The sequence below is a fragment of the Massilia sp. LMS1-1-1.1 genome (assembly GCF_040815535.1).
GTDB lineage: Bacteria > Pseudomonadota > Gammaproteobacteria > Burkholderiales > Burkholderiaceae_D > Janthinobacterium > Janthinobacterium aestuarii.
In genome coordinates this window covers 1,724,808-1,747,482 of record NZ_JBFPNG010000001.1, presented here as the reverse complement: position 1 = coordinate 1,747,482, position 22,675 = coordinate 1,724,808, and the positions used below count along the sequence as shown (strand labels likewise).

General features: G+C 61.6%; 22 protein-coding genes. 3 read left to right on the top strand and 19 right to left on the bottom strand.

Features of this window, described 5'->3' with window-relative positions:
- Positions 1–64: 64 nt before the first annotated feature.
- From MRBLMS1_RS07980 to fliF, 6 genes are all read right to left on the bottom strand, one after another.
- Positions 65–1,357, bottom strand: a complete 1,293-nt coding sequence (locus MRBLMS1_RS07980; RefSeq protein ID WP_485878755.1) for a flagellar hook-length control protein FliK — start codon at positions 1,355–1,357, stop codon at positions 65–67.
- A gap of 19 nt (positions 1,358–1,376) precedes the next feature.
- Complete coding sequence (fliJ, locus tag MRBLMS1_RS07975; RefSeq protein WP_139092279.1) at positions 1,377–1,817, bottom strand: flagellar export protein FliJ; 441 nt, start codon at positions 1,815–1,817, stop codon at positions 1,377–1,379.
- Positions 1,818–1,849: 32 nt separating this feature from the next.
- On the bottom strand, positions 1,850–3,166 hold the full coding sequence (fliI, locus tag MRBLMS1_RS07970; protein WP_485879005.1) for a flagellar protein export ATPase FliI: 1,317 nt from the start codon (positions 3,164–3,166) through the stop codon (positions 1,850–1,852).
- An 89-nt stretch (positions 3,167–3,255) separates the two neighbouring features.
- A complete protein-coding gene (locus MRBLMS1_RS07965) occupies positions 3,256–3,957 on the bottom strand; it encodes a flagellar assembly protein FliH (RefSeq protein WP_139092333.1) in 702 nt (233 codons plus the stop codon).
- A gap of 43 nt (positions 3,958–4,000) precedes the next feature.
- Positions 4,001–4,999: a flagellar motor switch protein FliG gene (fliG, locus tag MRBLMS1_RS07960; protein WP_034754023.1), complete on the bottom strand. Its 999-nt coding sequence runs from the start codon at positions 4,997–4,999 to the stop codon at positions 4,001–4,003.
- On the bottom strand, positions 4,992–6,707 hold the full coding sequence (gene fliF / locus MRBLMS1_RS07955; protein ID WP_139092277.1) for a flagellar basal-body MS-ring/collar protein FliF: 1,716 nt from the start codon (positions 6,705–6,707) through the stop codon (positions 4,992–4,994). Before fliF ends, fliG begins: the two co-directional genes overlap by 8 nt.
- A 316-nt stretch (positions 6,708–7,023) precedes the next feature.
- Between fliF and fliE the strand changes: the two genes are divergently transcribed.
- Complete coding sequence (fliE, locus tag MRBLMS1_RS07950) at positions 7,024–7,326, top strand: flagellar hook-basal body complex protein FliE (RefSeq protein WP_485878752.1); 303 nt, start codon at positions 7,024–7,026, stop codon at positions 7,324–7,326.
- Positions 7,327–7,406: 80 nt separating this feature from the next.
- Here fliE and MRBLMS1_RS07945 read toward each other — a convergent pair whose 3' ends face one another.
- From MRBLMS1_RS07945 to MRBLMS1_RS07885, 13 genes are all read right to left on the bottom strand, one after another.
- Positions 7,407–8,153: a flagellar brake protein gene (locus MRBLMS1_RS07945; protein ID WP_128142216.1), complete on the bottom strand. Its 747-nt coding sequence runs from the start codon at positions 8,151–8,153 to the stop codon at positions 7,407–7,409.
- Between the two features lie 25 nt (positions 8,154–8,178).
- Positions 8,179–8,505, bottom strand: coding sequence for an EscU/YscU/HrcU family type III secretion system export apparatus switch protein (locus tag MRBLMS1_RS07940; protein WP_034787205.1), 327 nt, complete (start codon positions 8,503–8,505; stop codon positions 8,179–8,181).
- Positions 8,498–9,676, bottom strand: coding sequence for a flagellar hook-length control protein FliK (gene fliK, locus MRBLMS1_RS07935; protein WP_485878749.1), 1,179 nt, complete (start codon positions 9,674–9,676; stop codon positions 8,498–8,500). The genes MRBLMS1_RS07940 and fliK overlap by 8 nt, the downstream gene beginning before the upstream one ends.
- 26 nt (positions 9,677–9,702) lie before the next feature.
- Positions 9,703–10,029: a flagellar protein FliT gene (locus tag MRBLMS1_RS07930; protein ID WP_485878747.1), complete on the bottom strand. Its 327-nt coding sequence runs from the start codon at positions 10,027–10,029 to the stop codon at positions 9,703–9,705.
- Positions 10,030–10,032: 3 nt separating this feature from the next.
- Entirely contained in the window at positions 10,033–10,479 is a 447-nt protein-coding gene (fliS, locus tag MRBLMS1_RS07925; RefSeq protein WP_485878745.1) for a flagellar export chaperone FliS, read from the bottom strand.
- Positions 10,480–10,500: 21 nt separating this feature from the next.
- A complete protein-coding gene (gene fliD, locus MRBLMS1_RS07920; protein WP_485878743.1) occupies positions 10,501–13,176 on the bottom strand; it encodes a flagellar filament capping protein FliD in 2,676 nt (891 codons plus the stop codon).
- 230 nt (positions 13,177–13,406) lie between these two features.
- Complete coding sequence (locus MRBLMS1_RS07915; RefSeq protein WP_485878741.1) at positions 13,407–13,769, bottom strand: flagellar protein FlaG; 363 nt, start codon at positions 13,767–13,769, stop codon at positions 13,407–13,409.
- Positions 13,770–13,853: 84 nt separating this feature from the next.
- A complete protein-coding gene (locus tag MRBLMS1_RS07910; protein WP_485878739.1) occupies positions 13,854–15,326 on the bottom strand; it encodes a flagellin N-terminal helical domain-containing protein in 1,473 nt (490 codons plus the stop codon).
- A gap of 482 nt (positions 15,327–15,808) precedes the next feature.
- The gene (locus MRBLMS1_RS07905) at positions 15,809–16,402 is read right to left on the bottom strand and encodes a PEP-CTERM sorting domain-containing protein (RefSeq protein ID WP_485878738.1); all 594 of its coding nucleotides are present in this window, start codon (positions 16,400–16,402) and stop codon (positions 15,809–15,811) included.
- Positions 16,403–16,685: 283 nt separating this feature from the next.
- The gene (locus tag MRBLMS1_RS07900; protein WP_070303640.1) at positions 16,686–18,257 is read right to left on the bottom strand and encodes a diguanylate cyclase; all 1,572 of its coding nucleotides are present in this window, start codon (positions 18,255–18,257) and stop codon (positions 16,686–16,688) included.
- Positions 18,258–18,451: 194 nt separating this feature from the next.
- Positions 18,452–19,099 carry a response regulator gene (locus tag MRBLMS1_RS07895; protein ID WP_034753998.1) on the bottom strand — a complete coding sequence of 216 codons (648 nt, stop codon included), beginning with the start codon at positions 19,097–19,099 and terminating at the stop codon, positions 18,452–18,454.
- Positions 19,100–19,129: 30 nt separating this feature from the next.
- Complete coding sequence (locus tag MRBLMS1_RS07890; RefSeq protein WP_485878736.1) at positions 19,130–20,632, bottom strand: sensor histidine kinase; 1,503 nt, start codon at positions 20,630–20,632, stop codon at positions 19,130–19,132.
- Positions 20,633–20,649: 17 nt separating this feature from the next.
- A complete protein-coding gene (locus MRBLMS1_RS07885; RefSeq protein ID WP_230517261.1) occupies positions 20,650–21,237 on the bottom strand; it encodes a hypothetical protein in 588 nt (195 codons plus the stop codon).
- Between the two features lie 115 nt (positions 21,238–21,352).
- Here MRBLMS1_RS07885 and greB point away from each other — a divergent pair, with 115 nt between their 5' ends.
- Both greB and MRBLMS1_RS07875 read left to right on the top strand, forming a co-directional pair.
- Positions 21,353–21,919: a transcription elongation factor GreB gene (gene greB, locus MRBLMS1_RS07880; RefSeq protein WP_485878734.1), complete on the top strand. Its 567-nt coding sequence runs from the start codon at positions 21,353–21,355 to the stop codon at positions 21,917–21,919.
- Positions 21,920–21,989: 70 nt separating this feature from the next.
- Positions 21,990–22,634: a transposase gene (locus MRBLMS1_RS07875; RefSeq protein WP_485878732.1), complete on the top strand. Its 645-nt coding sequence runs from the start codon at positions 21,990–21,992 to the stop codon at positions 22,632–22,634.
- Positions 22,635–22,675 lie beyond the last annotated feature (41 nt).

The window sequence follows — 22,675 nt, the reverse complement described above, 5'->3', positions numbered from 1 at the left end:
GCTGTTTTTATACGAAAAGTTATGCCGTGGGGCGCGCCTGTGGCCTGCGGACGACGAATTGTCCTCAGGCAAAGGTATCCACGGCACTCAGGCTGGCCCGGCTGCGTCCGGCCGTCGCCGGCGCGATGGCGATCTCGCCACCGGAGGCGCCGCCGCCCTGGCCATTGCCACGGCGTTCGCCCGAGGCGGCGCGTTCGCCATTGTTTTGCTGTTCCGGCGTGCCGGCCGAGACCGTGGCGCTGCCGAAGGCGATGCCCGCTTCGCTCATCATTTCGCGCAAGCGCGGCATGGCCGCTTCCAGCGCCTGGCGTACTTCCGGCTGGGCCGACATGAAGGCGGCGTCGGCCTGGTCATTGGTGACCGTCAAGACCACTTGCACGGGTCCCAGGTCGGGCGGATTCAGGGTCAGGGTGGCGCTCTGGTCGCCGCCGGCCGCCATCCACACGACTTTCTGCCCCAGTTGCTGGTCCCAGGCCGGCGAGCCGACCCGGCCCGTCAGCTTGTCGGCCGGCACGGCCACGGCGGCGGCCGCCTGCTGCAGCGCGCCCGGCTGCAACTGGGCCGCCAGGCGGCTCAGGTCGGCTGGCGTTTCCTTGAGGATCGGTTCGGCCATGGCAGCGCCCGCCTTGGCGGTCGCTGCCAGTTGCGCGTCGATGGCCAGCTTGCCCGGCTCGGCCTTGCCTGCCGGCACACTGGTGCCTGGTGTGGCGGCCGCCTTGCCCTGGGCCTGGCCCAGGCTGTCGGCAAAGTCGCCGCCGTCCGCTTGCGCGATGACGGTGGCGGCGGCCTTGCCGCTACCCTGGCCGGCTGCCGGCAACGGCCCCGTTGCCAGGCCCTTGCCATCGGCCTTGACGCTGGCGCGCACGGGCAGTTCCGGCACGGCCTTGGCCGCTGGCGCCTGGATGGCCAGCTGGATGCTGCCCACGAGGGCCAGCATCTCGGCGGCTGGATCGGCTGGTGGCGTGACTGTCGCGTCGGGGATGGCAGGGACATTGGCCTCGGCCGTGGCGCTGGAACCATCGCCGCTGGCTTGTGTGGCCGCCTCGGCCGCTGGCGCGGACGGCTGTTCGCTGCTGGCCACCTGGTCGGTGCCCGCTTGCGCCGGCTTGGCTTCACTGGCGGGTGCCGGCGTCGCCGGCGCTGGCGTGGCCGCCGGGCTGGCGGGGCGCGCCGCCGCCGGCGCTGCTGCCTGCGTTTGCGCCATATTGCGGCTGGCCTGGCGTTGCTCGATCTGGCGGTTCAGGGTGCGCTGGAAGTCGCCCGCCGCACCGCTGGTGGTCGGCTGGCTGCGGTTGGCTGCGCCCGGCGTGGCGTTCGGCGAGATAATCTGGGAAATCGGGGTTGGCTGGGTTTGCATGATGCTGCCTCAGTGTTGCTTAGCGTTTGTAATAGGCTTGTCGCGCCGCGTGCTCATCCATTGCTTTCTGGTCGCGCTTGTTTTCCAGCTTCAGCGCCTGTTCCTGCGCCCGGTTGTTCAGGGTCGTGTACGACATGCGCTTGCGTTCGGCCAGCTGCCAGCGCATCTTTTCATTGTCGCTGCGCGCTTGCGCATGCTCGACCACTTGCTGCTGGCCCATGATCGCGCTGTCGAGCTTGGCCATGAAAGCCTGGAAATTGCGGTAAGCCATCGGCGTGATCCCGTTGCTCATGCTCGCCTCGAAGCGCTGGGCATAGTCGTCGCGGTAGCCGGACAGCATGTCGAGCTTCTGGCGGCAATCATCGAGCGCTTTCAGAGCCGCGCCCAGGCGCTTGGCGCAATCGTCCGTTTCGCGCTGGGCGAGGTCGATCAGGGTTGCAAGTTGGGAAGGAGAAGCCATGGCTGATTATATTCCCGCTATGCAAGTCCTAATCAGTCGAATAGAGCGGTAAGTTGCGCCAAGCTCTCGTCCATGCTGACCCGCTCCGTGATTTGCTGTTGCAAAAACGCTTCAATCTTTTCATGCAGGGCGATGGCCTGGTCCAGCACGGGGTCGGTGCCGGCGCTGTAGGCGCCCACGCTGATCAGGTCGCGGCTACGCTCATAGCGCGAATACAGCTGTTTCAGCTTGCGTGCCTGCTGCTGGTGCTCGTGCGTGGTGATCGAGTGGGCGGCGCGCGAAATCGATTGCTCGATGTCGATGGCCGGATAATGGCCCGCTTCGGCCAGGCGGCGGTTCAGCACGATATGCCCGTCCAGGATGGCGCGCGCCGAGTCGGCGATCGGGTCCTGCTGGTCGTCGCCCTCGGTCAGCACGGTGTAGAAGGCCGTGATCGAGCCGCCGCCTTCCTCGCCATTGCCGGCCCGCTCCACCAGCACGGGCAGCTTGGCGAAGACGGACGGCGGATAGCCCTTGGTGGCGGGCGGCTCGCCGATGGCCAGGGCGATTTCTCGCTGCGCCATGGCGTAGCGGGTCAGTGAATCCATGATCAACAGCACGTTTTGCCCCTGGTCGCGGAAATGTTCGGCAATGGCCGTCGCATACGCGGCCCCTTGCAGGCGCATCAGCGGCGGCGTGTCGGCCGGCGCTGCCACGACGACGGAGCGGGCCAGACCTTCGGCACCGAGAATCTGTTCGATGAATTCCTTCACCTCGCGTCCCCGTTCGCCGATCAGGCCCACGACGATCACGTCCGCCTCCGTGTAACGGGCCATCATGCCCAGCAGCACGCTTTTACCGACGCCGGAACCGGCGAACAGGCCCATGCGCTGGCCACGGCCCACGGTCAGCATGGCGTTGATCGAGCGCACGCCCACGTCCAAGGTATCGACGATGGGCGCGCGGCCCAGGGGATTGGCGGGGCGTACATTGATGGGGGCGCTGTCAACCGTGTGCAGGGGGCCGAGCTGGTCGAGCGGGCGTCCCGCGCCATCGAGCACCCGGCCCAGCAGTTGCGGACCGACGGGCAAGTGGCGCGCGCGGTCGCTGGGGCGGCGCCGCGGATGCGCCACGCTGCCGGGGCGGGGGATGGCCGGTTCGACGGAAAATACGCGCGTGCCGGGCACGATGCCCTCGACGTCGCTTTGTGGCATCAAAAACAGGCGGTCGCCTTCGAAACCGACGACTTCCGCCTCGACCCGGCCGCCATTCGGCAGCGGCACGGTGCAGGCGGCGCCGACGGCCAGGCGCAAGCCCACGGCTTCCATCACCAGGCCGGCCACGCGCGTGACCCTGCCTGAAATTTGCATCGGCTCGACAAAACCGACGACGGCCGAACAGTCGCTCAGGTAGGCGCGCCAGCGCGCCGCATGGGCAGTGGGGCCTTTGACGGGCTCGCTCACGGCGCCAGCCAGTCCAGGTCTTTGCCCAGCGCATGCGTCAGGCGGTGCCAGCGGGTAGACGCCTGCGCGTCGATCTGGTTGCTGGCCGTGTCGATCTTGCAACCGCCGCGTTCCACGCTGGGGTCTTCGATGACACGCCAGCCGCCTTTGTCGAGCTCATCGCCGATGCCGTCGCGCACCACTTGCGCGTCTTCCGGGTTGAGCATCAGCAAGGCCGGTTGTTGTAGCACTGGCAAGTATTCGATGGCTTCGCGCACGATCGGCAACATCAGCTCGGGGCGCACGGGCAGGGCAGTTTTCAGCATGCCCTTGGCCAGCTGCAGCGCCAGTTCCATCACGTCGTTGGCGATCAGTTCGTCTGCCTGGTGCACGGCCGTGCCGAAGTCGACGGCGATGGTTTGCAGATGCGCCAGTTCCACGCTAGACGCCGCCTTGCCTTGCGCATACGATTCGGCATGGCCGTCGGCATGCCCGGCCGCGTGGCCTTCCGCATAACCGGCAGCGCGGCCCTCTTCGAAGGCCGTGGCGCGCGCTTCCTCGCGGATGGCGTCGAGCTCTTCCTGCGTCGGGTATTCGAGCGGCGGGGCCAGCTCTTCCTCGTGCAGTTCGGCAAACGGGTCGAGCTCGGGCTCCGGATCCGGTTCCAGCAGCTTGCGCGCCGCCACCACGCTGGGACGCTCGTCGCCAAACGAGGTCATTTCCCAGCGCTGGTAGGCGGTTTGCTGCTCTTTGGGAATCAAATTAGACAAACGAATCCTCGCCTTTTCCACCTAAGACAATCTGCCCTTCGTCCGCCAGGCGGCGCACGATCTGCAGGATCTGTTTCTGCTGCGATTCCACTTCCGACAGGCGCACGGGGCCTTTCGACTCGAGGTCTTCACGCATCATCTCGCCGGCGCGCTGCGACATGTTCTTGAAGATCTTGTCGCGCAGCTCTTGCGAGGCGCCTTTCAGGGCGATGATCAGCATTTCCGACTGCACTTCGCGCAGCAGCAACTGGATGCCGCGGTCGTCGATGTCGATCACGTTGTCGAACACGAACATTTCGTCCATGATCTTTTGCGCCATGTCGTTGTCGTAGTTCTTGATATTGTCCATGACGGAGCCTTCCTGCTCGCCGCTCATGAAGTTCAGGATCTCGGCTGCCGCGCGCACGCCGCCCAGCGACGATTTCTTGATGTTTTCGTTACCCGACAGCAGTTTCGTCAGCACGTCGTTGAGTTCGCGCAAGGCGGCCGGCTGCACGCCGTCCAGGGTGGCGATGCGCAAGACCACGTCGTTGCGCAGGCGGTCCGTGAAGTGGCCGAGGATTTCGCAAGCCTGGTCGCGTTCCAGGTGGACGAGGATGGTGGCGATGATCTGCGGGTGCTCGTTGCGGATCAGTTCGGACACGGATTGCGAATCCATCCATTTCAGCGATTCGATGCCGGACGCATCCTTGCCCCCCAGGATGCGCGACAGCAGCACGGACGCCTTGTCGTCGCCCAGCGCCTTGGTCAGTACCTGGCGGATATATTCGTCCGAATCGAGGCCGACGGTGGAATTGAGTTCCGTCTGCGCGCGGAAGTCGCCGAGCACCTCGACCACCTGCTCGTGCGCGATGCCCTTCATGGTGGCCATGGCGGCGCCCAGTTTCAGCACTTCGCGCGGGCCGAGGAATTTCATGACCTCGGCCGCTTCGCTCTCGCCCAGTGCCAGCATCAGGATCGATGCTTTTTGCAGTCCCGTTGTCTCAGTCATTATTGCCTATCCATGCTTTGATTACGTTGGCCACCACGCGTGGGTCTTCCTGGGCCAGTTTCCTGGCCATCGCCAGGTTTTCGCGATAACCGCGGGCCGTATCTTCTTCCAGCTCTTCCAGTTCCGCCTCGCTGAGCAGGACTTCGTTTTCTTCGTCCGTTTTCGCCAGCTCCGGCTCGATGACGGGCGGCGGGGCGCCGAAATCGTCGATCTTGCGCATCACGGGGCGCAGCATCGGGCGCACGATCTTGATGAAGATATACAGCAGGATCAGGGCCGTGATGAGGAATTTCGCCAATTCCTTGGCCAGCGGCAAGTTGGCCGGGTCGCGCCACCACTCGAGCTTGCCTTCCGGCGCACGGTCGATGCCGTCGAACGGCGAGTTGGCCACGCTGAAGCTGTCGCCGCGTTCCTTGTTGTAGCCCATCGCTTCCTTGACCAGATTATTGATCTGGACCATTTCGGCAGGGGAAATCGGCTTGACCGTGACCTTGCCATCCTTGTCGAAAGTACGGCGATAGTTGACGACGACGGCTACCGACAGGCGGCGCAGGCCGCCCATCGATTTCTGTTCGTAGCGCACGGTCTTGTCGACTTCATAATTCGTCGTCGATTCTTTTTGTGTCGGTGCCGTCGGTGCGCCGCCCGGGGCGCCCGGCGCCTCGGCCGTCAATGGCGCCGTCGCTACGCCAGGCGGCTGGTTCGACAGCGCGCCCGGCACGCCGGATGGGTTGGCATTGCCGGCGCCCGTCGATTCGCTCGTTTGCTGGCTGCGGATGGTGGACGCTTCCGGCGGCGAATTCGGCTTGTAGGTTTCGGCTGCCTGCTCGCTTTGCGAGAAATCGACGTCGGCCGTCGCTTCGGCGCGCACGTTGCCTTCGCCGACGATGGGCAGCAAGATCGATTCGACCTGCTTGATCACGCTTTGCTGCAATTGCTGCACGTACTTCAGCTGGTTCGGGTCCAGGCTCTTGATGCCGTTGGCGCGGTCCTTGTCCTTTTCCTGGTTCGACAGCAAGGTGCCGGCCTGGTCGACCACGGTGACATTGATCGGCAGCAATTCCGGCACGCTCGACGCCACCAGGTGGACGATGGCGCTCACCTGCAACTGATCGAGGCCGCGGCCCGGATGCAGGTTCAGCAGTACGGAAGCCGTCGGTTTTTGCTGTTCGCGCACGAAGACGGACGGTTTGGGCAGGGCCAGGTGGACACGCGCCGTATCGACGGCGGAGACGGATTCGATCGATTTCGCCAGTTCGCCTTCCAGTGCGCGCTGGAAATTGACCTGTTCCAGGAATTGCGAGACACCCAGCTTCTGGTTTTCCATCAGCTCGAAGCCCACGTTGCCGCCTTTCGGCAAGCCTTGCGCGGCCAGTTTCAGGCGCGCGTCGTGGACTTGCTCGGATGGCACGAGAATGGCGCCGCCGCCTTCGGAAAACTTGTGCTTGATGCCCAGCTGGTCCAGCGAAGCGGTGATGGCGCCGCCGTCGCGGTCCGTGTAGTTCGAGAACAGGACTTTGTATTCAGGCGGCTGGTTCCACATGTACAGGGCCACGCCGATGGCGATCAGTGCCGCCACGCCCAGGCCGCGCAGGAAATTCTTGCCCATCGGCGTCTTGGCGAACGCTTGCACGGACTCCACGGGCGAGCGGGCAGGCGCCGGTTCCGGCGGTATGCGGTTCACATCGATTTCTTCGGCTACAGCCATGATTGCCTTCCGGGGCGCGTATGTTTGCTAATGAGTGGGGGCCGCTTCCACTGGAGGAGGGGGCGATATGCAGAATTATCCGCCACTGTCACGCGCTTCAATCGTCCAAATAGAAGGCGCTTTTGCCGCCTGCTCGGCCGAGCGGCTGGCGTTGGCGCTGGTATTGTGGAACCCTGGCAACATGTGACGGAAGTTATTGTACCCGTCGTTGCCTTGCAAGCCAGGGTTTTGTTCTCTGGGTGCAACAGGCAAGAATAGACCAGAATCGGGAGGCAAAGTGAAAACAGGCGGTATCGATAGCAGCAGGATCGAGGCGATGATCGCGCAACTGAAGTCGGCGGCCACGCGGCCGGAGGCGAAAATACCGGCGATCCAGACCGAGATGCCGGCGGCGAAGGTGAATTTTGCCGATGCCTTCAAGAGCGCGCTGGACTCCGTGAGCGGCGCGCAAAAGGTTTCGTCGGCGCTGGGCCAGCGCTTTACCATGGGCGATGAAAAGGTCAGCCTGTCGGACGTGATGGTAGCGATGCAAAAGTCGAGCATCGAATTCCAGGCGACGGTGCAGGTAAGGAATAAATTAGTTGCTGCGTATCATGAGATCATGAATATGCAGGTTTAACTGTTGAGAACCCAAAACGAAGACTGGGGTCGAACCCGCCGGGTCCGACCCCGGCCCTTGCGTTTTGGGTCAACTGACGCTTAGCCCAACCCAGCCATGCGAGCATTTCTCTCACGTTCGAGCCGCGTGATATAGCGCTGCACGTGCGCGAGCATGCTGCGCGGCAGGTCGACGAACTGGCAGCCGAGGCGGCGGTTCAGTTTGTTGTTCAGCAGGGTCATGTCCAGCGAATTGCGAATTTGCAAAGTCGCGGTGACGATGCCGACGTCGGGCAAGTCGATGCGGCAACCGGGATAGTCCCTGCCGATCGTCTCGCCCAGCATCAGTTTATTGTCGAGGATGGCGATGCCGCCGCAGCTGATGTCGGCCAGCGGAAACACGGTGTCGGCGCCACCGAGCGAGGGCGGCAGGGGAATCGAAACGCGCACGGGATTGCTCACGGGCGTAGTCATGCGGTAATACTCGCGCCGCTGCAATCGGATCAGTGTTTCTGGTATGGCAATTTTCAAGGCGGGCGTGCCGCCGTAATTGCACTCTTCCACCAGGGCGCTGGCAAACAGGATGCGGATCTTGTCGAGCGAAGTTTCAAACGAAATGCCCTTGGCGGCCAGCATGCGCCGGTTCTGGTCGGCATTCACGGAACGGTCGAGGATGACGGTGTTGCGGTCGGCATCGACTTCCAGGATGGACGTGACGCACACATCGGATTCACCGTGGATCAGCATGCGGATCAGCTGGTTCTTTTCGCTGATGCTGCGCAGCAAGGCAATGATTTCCCGCCGCGATTCCACTTCAAAATCATGCCAGTTTTCGAGGCCGGAATCCATAATATGTGCTTGCATTGATGCCTGTCTATGTATCGGTGAGGTTGACGCTGGTGTCGGGCGGCGGCGGAATCGGCCCGCCATTCGCAGATTCAATATGATATAACCAGGCCAGCAGTTCCGCAATCGCCCGATACAGGCCGGGCGGAATCTGGCGGTCCAGGTCGACATCCATCAGCAGCGCCACCAATTCCTTCGATTCATGCACGAACACGCCGTGTTCGCGCGCCGTGCTGATGATCTGGTCCGCGATCAGGCCGCTGCCCTTGGCCACCACCTTGGGCGCCGGCGTGCCGCTCTGGTAGGCCAGCGCGACGGCCGTCTGCGGCACCTTGCGTCTGGTGTCGTCAAGCATCGTCTTCTCCAGCCGCCTCCGGCTTGCCGGCGATCGTCAACGACGATAATGGCCAGCCAGCCGCGTCCAGCGACGCTTCGAGCCGCGCCGCATGCTGGCGCAAGGTGTCGGCGCTGCCTTCGCTGCCCGCTTGCAACTGGATCGCCACTCTGCCGCCCTGCAGGACCACGTGCGCGGCCAGGTCGCCCAGCAGGGGGAACTGGAAGCGCACATTGCTGCGCCAGGCCGTCGCTTCCTCGTCGCCATCGCGTCCTTCGTGCTGCTGTCCTTCCGGCGCATCGCGGCTGATATCCCACTGCATCTTCTGCCCGGGCCAGGCTTCGCCCTGCCACTGCACGCGCGCCTGTTCGTGCGTATGCAGCTGCAAATTGATCAGTTGCGCCGAAGCCAGGTCGGTGCCCGTTCTGGCCATGTCGCCCTGTGCCGCCTTCTGCATTTGCGGTTCCAGCAGCAGCGAGGCCAGCGGCCGCTTGCCTTCGGCCCATTCTGCCACATGCGATTCATAGAACAGGCCGCTGCTGCCGACCGCATCCTGCAGTTTCTGGGCCACTTGGGCCGGGGCGGCGCCCGGCGTGGCCATCAGCGGCGTCTTGCCGACCAGCGACAGGGGCGCGCCGGGCACGCTTTCCGCCTGGCTCAGTACAGTGCTGATGGCACGCGCGGTGGTGCTCAGCTCGGGCGCGGGTGTGTCGCCTGCCAGCGCGGGCAGCAGATTGGCCGGTGTCAGCGGTGCACGGCTGAGCAGGGTGGCGGCCGTGCTGCTGGCACGCGTGCCAGCCTGGGCGGCACCGGCCTGGGGCCCGCGCGTTTCTGCCGCGTCGGGCTCGGCTTCCGCGTCCGCATATGTCAGCAGGGCGCTGGCGGGCTGGTCGCGGTTATTGCCGATTTGAAAAGAGGGGCGGGGATTGATGCCGATCAAGGTCAGCGGGATTTCCATGCCGGGCTGAGCGCCGGCGGGCAACTGCATGCGGGCCGGCGTACCGGCCACGCGCACGAGGAAGCTGCCATCGCCCATGCGGGCCAGTACTTGTCCCTGCATGGATTTGCCGATGAGTCCCTGCAGCGAGCGCTGGAACTCGGCCTGGCGCGGGTCGGCGACGGCATCGGCCGCCCGGGTGACCTTGACCGGGGTCAAGGGCGTCATGCCGATCGCATCCATCTTCGGCAACATGATAGCTGACCTTGCCCCGTGGGCGTTTAGACGCCGTAGGCGTTGGCCAGGCGCCGCTCGGTGCCGGTGTTGTTGATCAGCTTGGACAATTGCGCCATCCACGGCATGGTGATGTCGCGGATCTTGCGGTCATCTTCCAGGATCTGCTTGATCAGGGCGACCTTGCGCTGGCGGCCGGCGCTTTCCAGCACGACTTTTTCTTCATTCGCCTTCAGCGCGGCCACATGCGCGCTCACTTGCTGTTCCAGCGCTTCGAGCTCGTCCCAGTCGGCGTTGCTGGCAGCGGTCACCATCCTGCCCGTCAGGGTCTGCATGGCTTCGTAGGTGGTCAGGACTTCTTGATTGGTCATCATGGGTCAGGCGCTCGCAAGGCTGGGCATACGTTTCAAATCGGCGCCGGGAATGGCGGCCGGCGTGGCGCCGATGGCGTTCCAGGTTTCGCGCAGGTCGGTCAGCAGGCGCTGCACTTCTTCCAACAGGCTGATGTCGTTTTTCAGGTTGGCCGTCAGCAGGCGCGCGCTCATGTATTCGTACAGGGCGTCGAGGCCTTCGGCGATCTGGCCGCCCGCATCCTTGTCCAGGCTGGCGCGCAAGCCATTGTCGATGATCTGGATGGCTTTCGAGATGGACTTGCCTTTTTCCGGCACGTTGCCCGATTTCATGTGCATCTGCGCGCTGAGCACGGCCACCAGGGCGCCGTCGTACAGCATCACGATCAGCTTGTGCGGCGAGGCCGAAACGATGCCCGTCTCCAGGCCGACCTTGGCATAGGCATTGACGCCGCGTTGTTGGGTTCCAAACATATATTCTCCTGATGGTAGCGCTTAGCGGTTGGCAGCGATGGCGGCCAGCTGCTGGGTCAAGTAGGTTTGGGTGGTCGCCAATTTGCTCAGCGTCACGTCCAGGCGTGAATATTGGGCGCGGTAGCGCGCCTCGATATCATTCAGTTTGTCCGAGAAACGCTGGCGTTGCTCCGCCACCTGCGTGATGCTATCGTTGATGCCCTTGCTGCGGCTGGTGATCATGCCGCCTGTGCCAAGAAAGGACGTGGCCAGATTGTTCAACTGGTAAGCGTAGCCTTGGGAAAAACTGATGTTGCCGCGTGCACCGATGGTGCCACCGGTAATTTCCACTTTCAAGCCTTCCGCTGGCGAGCCTGCGGCACCAGTCAGGCTCTGGCCGGAACCGACCACCGGTTGCCCGCCGATAGTGCCGGCCACGTCGGTGCCGACGGTTGGCGTGGCACCACCGAACAGGCCGTCGATGGGGGTACCCGTACCGTTGGAAATGGCAATATTGGAGACGGAACCATAGCGGGCTGATGCAACGCTGAGCTTGCCAGTGCCATCGATTGTGGCAGCCACCGAGGAGCCTGTATCGGAAAAAGCCTTGATGCCATTGATCGACGATTGGATCAGGCTGGCCAGCTGGGTGGGAGTATAGCTGCCCGCAGGAATAATGACCTTTGCCGTATTTTTCGCCACCGCCGGCGTGCTGTCATTCAGGGTTACGTTCCATACGGTGTCGCTGCCAATGACGGTGCTAGCGGGCAGGGCGGTATTGCCTTTCAGCGTCCCTTGGCTGGCCATGGTCGTCACGTTCAGTGCGTAGGTGCCTGGCTTGGTGGCTGAGGTAGAACTGGTAAAGGACACCGTGCTGTCAGTGGTTTTGCCGAGGGCTGCGAACAGACCTGCCACATCGGAAAAGTTTTCGCCGATAGCCTTGTCAAGCTTGGTGGTATCCAGGCTCAGGCTGCCATCTTTTTGAAACGAAATACCAACTTGGCTAAGGGCTTTCAGGTTGCCTGTCAGACCAGTAATTGGTGCACCCATCTGTTTGCGCAGCTGACTCTGGATGGACAGGGCCGTGGAGTCTCCCAGCAGCAAGCCAGCTGCCTTGGTATCGGGATCGTACGATGTCAGTTTCGCCATCGCCGTATTCAACTCGTTATATGCCTTGATGAAGGTATTGATACTGGTCTTGACGGTAGAAATATCTTTTGATACAGATAGATTGGTCGAACCGATTTTTGCCACGTTGATGGTTACGCCCTCGATAGCGCTGTCGATGCTGTTCGAGCTGCTGGTGATGGAAATGCCATTAACGCTGAGCTGGGTATTTTGCGCAGCGCTGTTCTGCTTCAGGTTTTGTACGCCGGAAGGGTCATACGCCAGCAGGGATGCCAATGCACTGTCGGCTGGCTGACCGTCGCTGCCGCTTAGCGTGACTTTCATCGCCGAGCTGGCGCCTGTCTTGGTCGACGCGAGCACCAGATGGAACGGCTTGTCCGTACCGTCCGACACGATGCTGGCCGTTACGCCCAGTCCGGCGTTGTTGATGGCGTCGCGAATGCCTTGCAGGGTATTGTTGCTTGAGTCGATCACCACCGACCCCGTGGACTGGTTGCCGTCCTGGGTGAAGTTGGTATTCATGTAAGCACCGCCGGAGCCAGCTGTCAAACCTGCGGCGGCAGGGTTGCTGCCGCCGATCATGATGGGGCTGGCGTTGCTCGACGCCAACGTGACCGAACCGGCGATGGTGACATTGGAACCGTCATTGACGGCGCCGGTCGCGAGCCCGATGCCGCCGCGGGTATCGCCCGTGACGACTTCTTCAATGTTCAGATTCGAACCGTCGGCCCGCGTGAATTTCAGGGTACCGTCCGCAGCCTTGCCGGTAATCGTGATATTAGCCGCAGCCAAGGCGTTCGAGACGGCATTTGGTCCTTCCAGTGTCGTGTCGAGGCTGCTAGCTGTCAGGCCGGCGCCAGCGGCCGTGTTTTCACCCTGGGCGAAGATCTCCACGCCGCCGACGGAGAGCGAATAGGTGCTGCCAGCGCCCGTGCTGACATTGCCGAAGCCGCTGAACATGGACGCGTCCGACGACACGGGCTGTGCCGTGGCCGTGACGCCGGTGGTGCTGCTCTTGGCATTGATGGCCTCGGCCAGTGCGCGCGCGCTCTTGGTGGTGGCATCGGTGGGGATGGCGGTGCCGTTGATACTCAGGGAACCGTTGTTTATGCCGGTGAGCAAGGTATTGCCGCCGAGTTTGGTGCCAGCCAGACCAAAGGTACCGCCGCCAACCGAGCCTAGCTGGAAGGAAATGGTCGTCTTGGCACCCAGGCCGATATTCGACAGCTTGCTCGACATGCCGCCCGTGGTCAGCGTCTGCGCCTGCGCCATCTGACTGACGCTGATGTTGTAGCTGCCGGCGACGGCCTTGGCTCCCGCCGTTGCCGTCAGGATCAATGGATCGCTCGGCGTGGCGGACACGGCCCGGAAGTTATCCGTCTTGCTCAGGGAGGAAAGCGAATTCTGAAAGGTGCTGATCGTGCCGCTCAGGGTGCCGAGCGCGCTCAGCTTTGCCTGGTACGAAGCGGTTTTCTTGTCGTAGCTACCCAGTGGCACAGCTTCCGCCGCCATCAGCTTCTCGATGATGGCATTCACATCCAGCGTGCTGTTGCCGATGCCTGGAGAGGATAAGGTTGGTGTGATGGCCACTACATGCTCCTAGGAAAACACTAATATAAGCTGTTATCGGCAGAATCGATCAGGACTTGAGAGGGGGATTTACCGCGCTGTTTTCAATTCGGGAAAGAAAGCGGCAGGAAGTATATGAAAAATTTTCGTTGTTGCAATGAAATATGGGGTCCGATAAGCAGCTTATCGAACCCCGGTGCCGTGTGGATGTTGGTGGTACTGTGCGGCGTATATGGGCAGAAACTCATCCCTCAGGCACTTTGGCTGATCAGGGAGCCTTTGGCCGAGTCGAAGGCCTTGGCCAGCGCCAATGCTTCCTTAGTGGGGATCTGCCGCAAGACTTCCTTGGTTTCCTGGTCAATTACTTTGACCACTGTGCGCTGGCTATCTTCGTCGACGGCAAATTCCAGGCCCTGGGTCTTGATTTGCGATGATTGGTTTAGTTCCGATACTGCTTTGTCCAGCTGCGCGCGGCTGGGTTCCGGGGCATTTTCCTGTGCAGTTGCTACGCCAATGCTGCTGGTCGTTGCCGTGCGGGAGAGAGCAGTATCTGTCGGGGTGTAACTCTTGTCGATTCGGGACGCAGAGGCTGCCCCTATCGTCTCAATAGCCATGGTGTTCTCCTAGTGAAAATTCCCCTGCCGAAAAAATCCGGCAGGGGAACCTGAGTCCAGCGATGTCGTGAGGCTAATCGAAGATTAGCCGCGCAGCAGGCTCAGAACGCCGTTTGGCAGCGAGTTCGCTTGCGCCAACATCGCGGTACCAGCTTGTTGCAGGATCTGGCCGCGCGTCAGGCTGGCCGTTTCCGCAGCAAAGTCGGTATCGACGATGCGGCTGCGCGACGAGGACAGGTTTTCCGTGGTCGATTGCAGATTCGAAATCGCCGACGAGAAGCGCGATTGCAAAGCGCCGTACTGGGCGCGTTGGCCGTTGACGCGGGCCAGGGCTGCATCAGCAACTTTCAGTGCCGATTGTGCGCCATCAAACGTGGTGACGTCGATGTCAGCGACCGAGCTCAGTTTCGATACGCCGGTGGCACCCGTGCCGGTAGCGAATGCGGAAGCATCGGTTACGGCGAAGCTGCTGTCCGAATCGTAGGTCACGTGGCCGTTGACGACGGCCGTAGCGGCAGCTGCCGTTGGCGTGACGCCAGCTACCACGGTGTTGTCCGAGTGCTTGTAGCTGCCCACCGCGAACACCGTATTGGCCGCCGTAGCGGTGTTTTTCAGGCTGATGTCCGCGCCGGTGGCATGGTTCAGCTTGATACCGCCGTTTTTCGAATCGTATTCGGCCGTGATGCCGGTTTTTGCCGATTGTGCGTTGAAGGCATTGATACCCGCAGCGTAGTCCGATGCCGATTGGCCTGCGCCAACCGAGAACGAGACGGTAACCGGGGAGGTAGCGTTGTCGCCGACGACCTGGATAGAATACGCTTCGCTCGAACCCAGCGCCAGGTTGGCTTCGGTGGAGGCCGTTGCCGTCACGCCGGTGCTTGATGTCAGCTTGTTCACGCCGGCAGCGATGCCCTTGGCCGTTTCCGTGGCGGCAGTGGTTTTGTAGGTTGCCGAACCGAGTGCGCCGGAAATCTGGATATCCTTGGTGGCGGCATCCGCATTGGTGGTGGCCTTGACCACAGAAGAATCGTTCGCAACGCGGTTGTTGCCGTAGGTGTTGGTCAGGAAGTTCGCGCCGCTGGCCGAGATCAGCTGATTTGCATCTGCGCCGACCTGGAAGTTGGCCGTACCCATGGTGCCGTCCAGCAGCGCCTGGCCGTTGAACGAGGTGGTTTGGGCGATACGGTTCAGTTCCGAGCTCAGTTGGCCAACCTCGGTTTGCAGCGCCTGGCGGTCGCTCGACGAGTTGGTGGCGTTCGACGATTGCACGGCCAGTTCGCGGATACGTTGCAGGATGTCGCCCGAGCTCGACAGTGCGCCCTCGGCCGTTTGGGCCAGCGAGACGCCGTCGTTTGCATTGCGGGTAGCTTGGGTCATGCCGCGGATTTGCGACGTCATACGGTCGGAAATCGCCAGACCAGCAGCGTCATCCTTGGCACTGTTGATGCGCAAGCCGGAGGACAGGCGTTGCAGCGAAGTGCTCAAGGCCGATTGCGAGGTCGACAGATTGCGTTGCGAGTTCAGGGAAGCGATGTTGGTGTTAATTACTGCAGCCATGATAATTCTCCAGACAGGTACTACATTGCGCTATGTGCTAGTCACTTTGGCCTGCCCCGCTGTTCCGGGACAATCAAGCCGCTGTTGTTTAGGGTAACGGTTGCTCTGCGGGAAAATTTATGGCGGGAAGTGCTTTAAATTTTAATTTTTAGCCCTTCAGTTTGTCGCAGACCGCGCGCTAGACGACATGCTTTTTGAAAACTTTAGGGTGAAAATAATTTTATTTTTATATGGTGCGCATGCTGGCGGCGTGCTGGAGGGAGGGGGGTGTTATTGTTATCGCCATGAAGTTGCCGTCCAGCTGGGCAGCGGGACGGCATGGCGTAGGCAGGCCGGACTCAGGCGGTCAGTATCCTCGTCCTCGTTGGCAGGAGCCGCGATGGGCGAGGAAAAAGTGGATCGGGACTTTTTGGTGAGCTCATATGGCAGACGGATCGTTCGTGTCCTACAAGCGATAGAATATTATTCGCCAGTTGTTGTGTTCACGATTTCCGTTTACGTCGAACGATGAAACCCATCAAGCCTAAACCTGTGAGTAGCATGGCATAAGTTTCGGGTTCGGGAACCGCGGAGGTAAATGTCAGGGACAATGTTTGGGCGCCAGATGGAAAACTGGTGAAGTCAGTCCAGTTTTGTCCTTCGATAGAGGATTTCATCATGAATCCTACTGGCGTACCATTTTTATAAGCCTTGTTCAGATATTCTGTCAGGTCGATGGGTTTTTTTGGGCTTATATTGGTTGCTGTCTTTGCTACCAATCCCCCGATGGGATTCGGAGCGGTATAGTAATTAAAGGATACCCAGTTTCCATCGGTAAGATAAACCTCCATGCTACGGGCAGTTATCGGTGTCCATAAAAGCCCCGATGTCAGCGTGACGGAGGGATCATAGGCTGGCAAGATGAACTTTTCATACAGGCGGCTATAGCCTTCGCCAAAAATAGCCCCTACTTCACCGCTATCTAAGGTGTTTGTGTTGCCGTTGCGGGTATTGTAAAAAGTTGATAGGTGCTGGCTGCTTGTGATGGAAATTTCTTTGAAAGCCGCCTGGGAGACCGCAGGCATGATTGCAGCCATGAAGATTGCGAGCGCGAATAAGGTATTTGAGGATATATTTTTAATGCACTTAAGTGGACTTCTTTTCATATGGTATGCCCTGAAAGGTTGATTTAATAAAATTATTGGCATAACTGGTGTGTGTAGCCTTTTCTTAAAAAAAAGCACACAACCATGTTACATTGCCAATTAAGTCATTAAAACGATCCAGGTTAATTTTTTAGTAATTTTCCGAGTGATTTTTTCGGTAATGCCTCGAGGCAAGGTGATTGAGGTGCTGTGTGTTGCTTCGCACCACATGGGTTCACTCCGCCACCACCACCCGGTTTTTGCCCGTCTGCTTGGCCTGGTACATGGCGCGGTCGGCGCGCTTGACCAGCTCGGCCTGGTCTTCATTGGGTAGGCGCAGGGCGACGCCGGCGGAGAAGGTGATCAAGACTTTTTCGTTGTCGTGCAGGAAGAAATGCCGGGTCAGCTCGCGCTGCAGGCGTGTCATCGTCGACGAGGCCGCCTCGACCGTGGTTTCCGGCAGCAGGATGAGGAATTCCTCGCCGCCGAAACGGGCGATGACGTCCATCGAGCGCAGGGTTTCCTTGACGATCTTCACCAGGTGTTTCAAGGCGGCATCGCCGGCCAGGTGGCCGTAGGTGTCGTTCAGGCGCTTGAAGTCATCAAGGTCCAGCATGGCGATGCACAGCGGCGTGCCGCGGCGGTCGGAGCGGGCCGTCTCGCGCTCGAACACGTCGTCCAGGCCACGGCGGTTCAGGCTGCCCGTCAGCTGGTCTTCCCTCACCAGTTCGCTCATATGCTGGAGCTTCGCTTCCAGGGTGTGGATGCGCTGCTCCGCATCCTGCACTTCCTGGCGCGCCAGCACCATCTTGTCGCGTGCGCGCAAGGCTTCGTTCTGCACCATGCGCGTTTCGCGCAAGACTTCGTCAAGAACGCTGTTCAGTTCGCTGATATTTTCCGCCTGGCTGATCTTTTCCGAGTAGCCGCCGATCTTTTCATGGAAGTCACCCGTGCTGGCCGCCACTTGCCCCAGGCGGTCGATGAAGGTCATCATCATGTTCTTGACCGTCAGCTTGACGTCGGACAGGCTGTGCTTGAGCTGGCTTTGCTTGTAGATGACTTCCTTCAGGCTGCGCGTGGCGTCTTCCAGCGCGCGCTGGTCGAGCGGGCCGGCGATCAGGTTTTGCACGGCATCGACCTGGCCGCGCAGCCAGCTGTCGTCGTCGAGCAACTGGCTGACGTTATCGAGCAACAACTTGAACAGGCGCAGCAGCAATTCCTGCTGCTCGGCCGTGTCGCCGCTTTTCAGTTCGATCTGGTAGCACAGCTGTTTCAGGCGCAGGGCCGCTTCGTTCAGCGCTTCTTCCGTATGGGCTTGCTTGATGGCCGCGCCCAGCGATTCGGCCTCTTCCACCAGCGCGGGCGTGCCCGTCAGCAAGGTGGCGACGGCAAAGCCCAGGGTGCGGCTGAGCAATTCGCGCAGGGTGCGCGTCTGTTCGCCGTCCGGCAGGGGCGGCAATTCGATGCCGCCGCCTTTCTTGACCTGTTTCTCCGCCAGCTGCGCCAGGGTGCGCGCATAGCTGTCCCAGTCGCGTGCTTTCAGAGCACGCTGGAAACGCTTGCCAAAGTCGCCCAGTTCGCCCGCCGATTCGCTCATCTTGGCGGCAAATTGCGTCAGGACGTTTTCCGCACCACTTTCCGTGGGTGCGCTCGCTGCCAGCACGGCACCAGGCGCCGCAGGGCTGTCCGCCGGTTCGCTGATGCCGGCGATTTCATTGTAGATATCGCGGTAGGCGCTCGGTGTCGGGGCGATGCGGCGCGTGGCCAGGCGGCGAAACGCTTCGCGGGCGATATCGGCCGGGTTCATCGCGGCGGCGGTATTCGTGGCGCCAGCGGGAGCGCTTGCTGGGGAAGATGGCAATTTACTGGACATGTAGGCACAGCCTTTTCAGATATTTCTCATTATCCTCATGATATGCGCGTTGGCAAAGAACTTATTGTGCGAGAAGCAAGGAGAAGTCCTGCCAATTCGCCCGATGCCAGCGGGCATGCCGCTTTGCGTCAATCCACCAGCTGGTTGCGGATGGCGTAGTGCGTCAGTTCGGCGCTATTCTTGAGTTTCATCTTGACCAGCAAGCGGGCGCGGTATTCGCTGACGGTTTTCACGGACAATTTCAGCTCCTCGGCGATGGCGCCCACGGCCTTGCCCGAGGCAATCATGACCAGGGTCTGGTATTCGCGGTCAGACAAGGTGTCGTGCAAGGCCGTTTCGTGGTCTTCGCCCACCGTGTTGGCCAGTTCCTGCGCCAGCGAGGCGCTGATGTATTTCAAGCCCTGCGCCACCTGGCGGATGGCCGTGACCAGCTCGCGCGGCGCGCTCTGTTTCGTCAGGTAACCGGCCGCGCCCGCCTTGAGCGAACGGATGGCGTACTGGTCTTCGCGGTGCATGGACAGCATCAGTACGGCCAGTTCCGGCTTTTCCTTCTTGATCTGCTTGAGCACCTCGATGCCGCTGCGGTCGGGCAGGGAGATGTCGAGCAGCAACACCTGGCATTTCGAGCCACGGAACAATTTGATGGCGTCGTGGCCATTTTCGGCTTCGCCGGCCACGATGATGTCCTTCGTATCGGCGAGGATTTGCTTCAAGCCTTCGCGCACGATCGCGTGATCGTCGGCGATGAATACCCGGATGGTGGCTTTTTCTTTCATGACTGCGTTGTTTCCTATCTGATTCACCCACTAGGCCGCGTCTGGTGGCGGCCCGCTGTGCGCTGGCGCACTGGCTGCAGCCGCTATTATCGCCTCTCGCGCCGTGGTCAGCCGGATTTTTATGCTCAGGATGGTGCCGCCGCCCGGCCCATCCATCAGGCTCAGGGTGCCGCCCAGCGCGCTGGCCCGTTCTGCCATGCCGCGGATGCCGAACGATTGCGGCTTGGCGCGGTCGGACAGGCGCATGCCGACGCCATTGTCGGCGATCGACAGGCTGATATGCTGGCGCTGCCGGGCCAGGCGCACGGTGACCTTGCTCGCCTGCGCATGCTTGGCGATATTCGTCAGCGCTTCCTGGGCGATGCGGAACAGGCTCGTTGCCTGGTCCAGCTCGAGGTCGATGTGCTGGCGGTTCGAAATGAACTGGCATTCGATGCCTGCCTGGCGCGCGAATTCCTTCACTTGCCAGTCCAGCGCGGCGACCAGACCCAGGTCCAGCATGGAGGGGCGCAAGTCCAGCGAAATGCGGTGCACGGCGTCGATGCTGCGGTCGACCAGGGCGTCGACATAGTCGGCCTTTTCCTGCAGCTGGGTATCGTCCGGCGGCAGGCGGCGCGCCAGCATGGCCAAGGCCATCTTGATGGCCGTCAAATTGCCACCCAGGTCATCGTGCAGTTCGCGCGCCAGGCGCGTGCGTTCGTGTTCCTTGACCTTGTCGATATGCGCAGTCAGCTCGGCCAGGCGGGCGCGCGACTGGCGCACTTCGATCTGCTCGAGCCGGCTTTCCGTGATATTCGTCATGATGCCTTCCCACTGCACCGTGCCGTCGGCCAGCGCGCGCGGCGTGGAGCGCAGGTTGATCCATTTGACGTCCTTCCAGGCATCGATCCAGATGCGGCCTTCCCAGTTCCAGCTCCACAAGGCGTTTTTCGACGCCTGCATCGAATCGAGGTACGAGGCGCGGTCGTCGGCCAGGATCAACTGGTAAAACAGTTCAGGGCGCGCGTGCAGCAGTGCCGGGCTCAGGCCCAGCAGGGCCTGGCAACCGTCGCTCAGGTAGGCAAAGGACGCCCGTCCATCCGGATGCAGGCAGAACTGGTACACGAGGCCCGGCGTATTCGAGACGATGGCGTTGAAGCGCGACTGCACTTGCGCCAGGGCGGCGGCCGTCGCCTGCGGCGTGCGCAAGTCTTCGCCTTCGGCCAGGATCAGGGCGCGGCCGTGGCGGTGGGCGCGCGACAAATGCAGGCTGAGCGAATACAGGCTGCCATCGCGGCGGCGCTGCTGCACGTGCAGCCGGGCTTGCGCGCCGATGCTGTCGTCCAGGGTAACCAGCACGGCGGCCAGTTGCTGCGCGTCGAGTTGCGGCGCCAGGGTGAAGGGCGTCATCGCCAGCAATTCCTTGCGCGCATACTGCAAGTTGTCGCAGGCGGCATCGTTGGCATCCAGCAATTGCAAGCTGGCCGCGTCGTACAGATAGATTTCCGGCGCCGCCGCGCGCAGGGCGGGCGCCAGCCGGGGCGTGTCGTGCATGGAGTTGGCTTTCTTCATCAGCGGCGGGCGCGCCAGAAGGCGGCGAAGCGGCGCAGCACCCTGGCCGGGCGGGAATTATGGCGCCCTGGCGTGCCTTTGCGCAAGCGCTGCCACCAGGCACGGCGGGCGCGGCCCAGCGCGGCCGACAGCCGGCTGACTCGGCGCCATGGACGCGTGGCGCGCAGGCGGGCGATCCAGCGGTCCTTGGTTTCCATGAACAAGCCATGCCAGCGCGCAAACCATGGCAAACTCAACAGGGTAGGGCGCGTCAGGCTGTACAGGCGCGCGACGGCGGCCGCGCCGCCCAGCTTGGCGATGACGATCACGCCGATGCCGGAAAACGCATGGCCGCGCGCGATCGCCAGCAGGGCCAGCAGCTTGACGGGAAACAGCAGCACGGCCGGCAGCACGAAGATGGCCAGTGCCCAGTACGGCGGCAGGCGCCTGATCCACGCTTCGAGCGCATGCAGGGGCGGAAATTGCGCGATCACCTGCATGATGCGGGCCCCGGTCGCCCACAGCCATTCCTCGATCAGCAGGAAGATGGCGGCCAGGTAGACCAGCGGCGCGAACAGCCAGCGCCTGACTCTGTAGAATTTTTTCATCCGTCTCCGTGTGCGGCGCAGGTTTGCCGCGATTGCCACGATGATACGTCAAAAAAGCCCGCTTGCCCCCGCATCCCGTGTGCCCGTGGCTCCCTGGCGGGGCTACAATAGACAGATGAATAAAGCCTTTGTAAAAGAATCCGACAACGACGACGATGAAGAAGCGGCCGCGCTGGCGCTGGCCATTCCCGCCGGCGCCAAGAACTACATCACGCCGGCCGGTTACCAGCGCATCAAGGAAGAACTGCTGCAGCTGATCGACGTCGACCGTCCGGAAGTGGTGCGCATCGTCCATTGGGCGGCGTCGAATGGCGACCGTTCGGAAAATGGCGACTATATCTACGGCAAGCGGCGCCTGCGCGAAATCGACCGCCGCATCCGCTTTCTCACCAAACGCATGGACCTGGCCGCCATCGTCGACCCCAGCGTGCACCATGGCAACGACCAGGTCTTCTTCGGCGCCACGGTAACTTACCGCACCAGCGACGGCGAAATGCACACCATCACCATCGTCGGCATCGACGAGTTCGACCCCCTGAACGGCAAGATCAGCTGGGTCTCGCCCATGGCCCGCACCATCACCAAGGCGCGCGAAGGCGACGTGATCACCCTCACCACGCCACTGGGTGAGCAGGAACTGGAGTTGCTGGAAGTGACGTATCCGGCGCCGGGGGAGGGGTAGTTTGCGGTGACGCAGGGTGGCTGATGCGCACGCGGGCACACTGATCATTTAGTTGGTATCAGGAGTTGCCATGCCCCGCCGCCTTCGACTCGTCTTGCCCGGCGTTCCGCTGCATGTGGTGCAGCGTGGAGTGAATCGCCAAGCATGCTTTCTTGATAGGCAGGACAAGCAGCGCTATCTTGACTATCTGCGCAGTTGTTTGGTGCTTGCGCCATGCCATCTGCATGCTTATGTGCTGATGAGCAATCATGTGCATCTCTTGCTCTCCACACAAAGCACAACCTCCCTGTCGTCGCTGATGAAAATGCTGAACCAGCGTTATGGGCAGTATTTCAACTGGCGTTATGGCCGCACCGGTAGCTTGTGGGAAGGGCGCTACAAGTCTTGCTTGGTGCAGGGTGAGCGTTATTTATTGATTTGCCAGCGCTATATCGAACTTAATCCCGTCAGGGCCGGTATCGTGGCATTGCCTGGGCAATATTGCTGGTCCAGCTATCGGGGCAATGCGCAGGGCGTACATGATGATCTGCTGTCTCCGCATTCCTTGTATTTGACGCTTGGACGTGACGCGTCTGAACGGCAAGAGAAATACCAAATGTTATTTCAGGATGAGTTGGGTGAGCGTTGCATTGGACAACTGCGTGAGGCACTCAATGCTGAATTTGCGGTAGGCGACCAGGCGTTTTTACAGCGGGTTGCGGAAAGGAGTCGGTAGCCAGCAGCGGAGATCTGGGGTCAGACCCGGCGGGTCTGACC

Coding starts and splice junctions, on each gene's coding strand:
- MRBLMS1_RS07980 (WP_485878755.1), bottom strand. CDS start 1,357: ATGCAAACCCAGCCAACCCCGATTTCCCAGATTATCTCGCCGAACGCC.
- fliJ (WP_139092279.1), bottom strand. CDS start 1,817: ATGGCTTCTCCTTCCCAACTTGCAACCCTGATCGACCTCGCCCAGCGC.
- fliI (WP_485879005.1), bottom strand. CDS start 3,166: ATGCAAATTTCAGGCAGGGTCACGCGCGTGGCCGGCCTGGTGATGGAA.
- MRBLMS1_RS07965 (WP_139092333.1), bottom strand. CDS start 3,957: ATGACCTCGTTTGGCGACGAGCGTCCCAGCGTGGTGGCGGCGCGCAAG.
- fliG (WP_034754023.1), bottom strand. CDS start 4,999: ATGACTGAGACAACGGGACTGCAAAAAGCATCGATCCTGATGCTGGCA.
- fliF (WP_139092277.1), bottom strand. CDS start 6,707: ATGGCTGTAGCCGAAGAAATCGATGTGAACCGCATACCGCCGGAACCG.
- fliE (WP_485878752.1), top strand. CDS start 7,024: ATGATCGCGCAACTGAAGTCGGCGGCCACGCGGCCGGAGGCGAAAATA.
- MRBLMS1_RS07945 (WP_128142216.1), bottom strand. CDS start 8,153: ATGGATTCCGGCCTCGAAAACTGGCATGATTTTGAAGTGGAATCGCGG.
- MRBLMS1_RS07940 (WP_034787205.1), bottom strand. CDS start 8,505: ATGCTTGACGACACCAGACGCAAGGTGCCGCAGACGGCCGTCGCGCTG.
- fliK (WP_485878749.1), bottom strand. CDS start 9,676: ATGTTGCCGAAGATGGATGCGATCGGCATGACGCCCTTGACCCCGGTC.
- MRBLMS1_RS07930 (WP_485878747.1), bottom strand. CDS start 10,029: ATGATGACCAATCAAGAAGTCCTGACCACCTACGAAGCCATGCAGACC.
- fliS (WP_485878745.1), bottom strand. CDS start 10,479: ATGTTTGGAACCCAACAACGCGGCGTCAATGCCTATGCCAAGGTCGGC.
- MRBLMS1_RS07915 (WP_485878741.1), bottom strand. CDS start 13,769: ATGGCTATTGAGACGATAGGGGCAGCCTCTGCGTCCCGAATCGACAAG.
- MRBLMS1_RS07910 (WP_485878739.1), bottom strand. CDS start 15,326: ATGGCTGCAGTAATTAACACCAACATCGCTTCCCTGAACTCGCAACGC.
- MRBLMS1_RS07905 (WP_485878738.1), bottom strand. CDS start 16,402: ATGGCTGCAATCATGCCTGCGGTCTCCCAGGCGGCTTTCAAAGAAATT.
- MRBLMS1_RS07900 (WP_070303640.1), bottom strand. CDS start 18,257: ATGAACCCGGCCGATATCGCCCGCGAAGCGTTTCGCCGCCTGGCCACG.
- MRBLMS1_RS07895 (WP_034753998.1), bottom strand. CDS start 19,099: ATGAAAGAAAAAGCCACCATCCGGGTATTCATCGCCGACGATCACGCG.
- MRBLMS1_RS07890 (WP_485878736.1), bottom strand. CDS start 20,632: ATGCACGACACGCCCCGGCTGGCGCCCGCCCTGCGCGCGGCGGCGCCG.
- MRBLMS1_RS07885 (WP_230517261.1), bottom strand. CDS start 21,237: ATGAAAAAATTCTACAGAGTCAGGCGCTGGCTGTTCGCGCCGCTGGTC.
- greB (WP_485878734.1), top strand. CDS start 21,353: ATGAATAAAGCCTTTGTAAAAGAATCCGACAACGACGACGATGAAGAA.
- MRBLMS1_RS07875 (WP_485878732.1), top strand. CDS start 21,990: ATGCCCCGCCGCCTTCGACTCGTCTTGCCCGGCGTTCCGCTGCATGTG.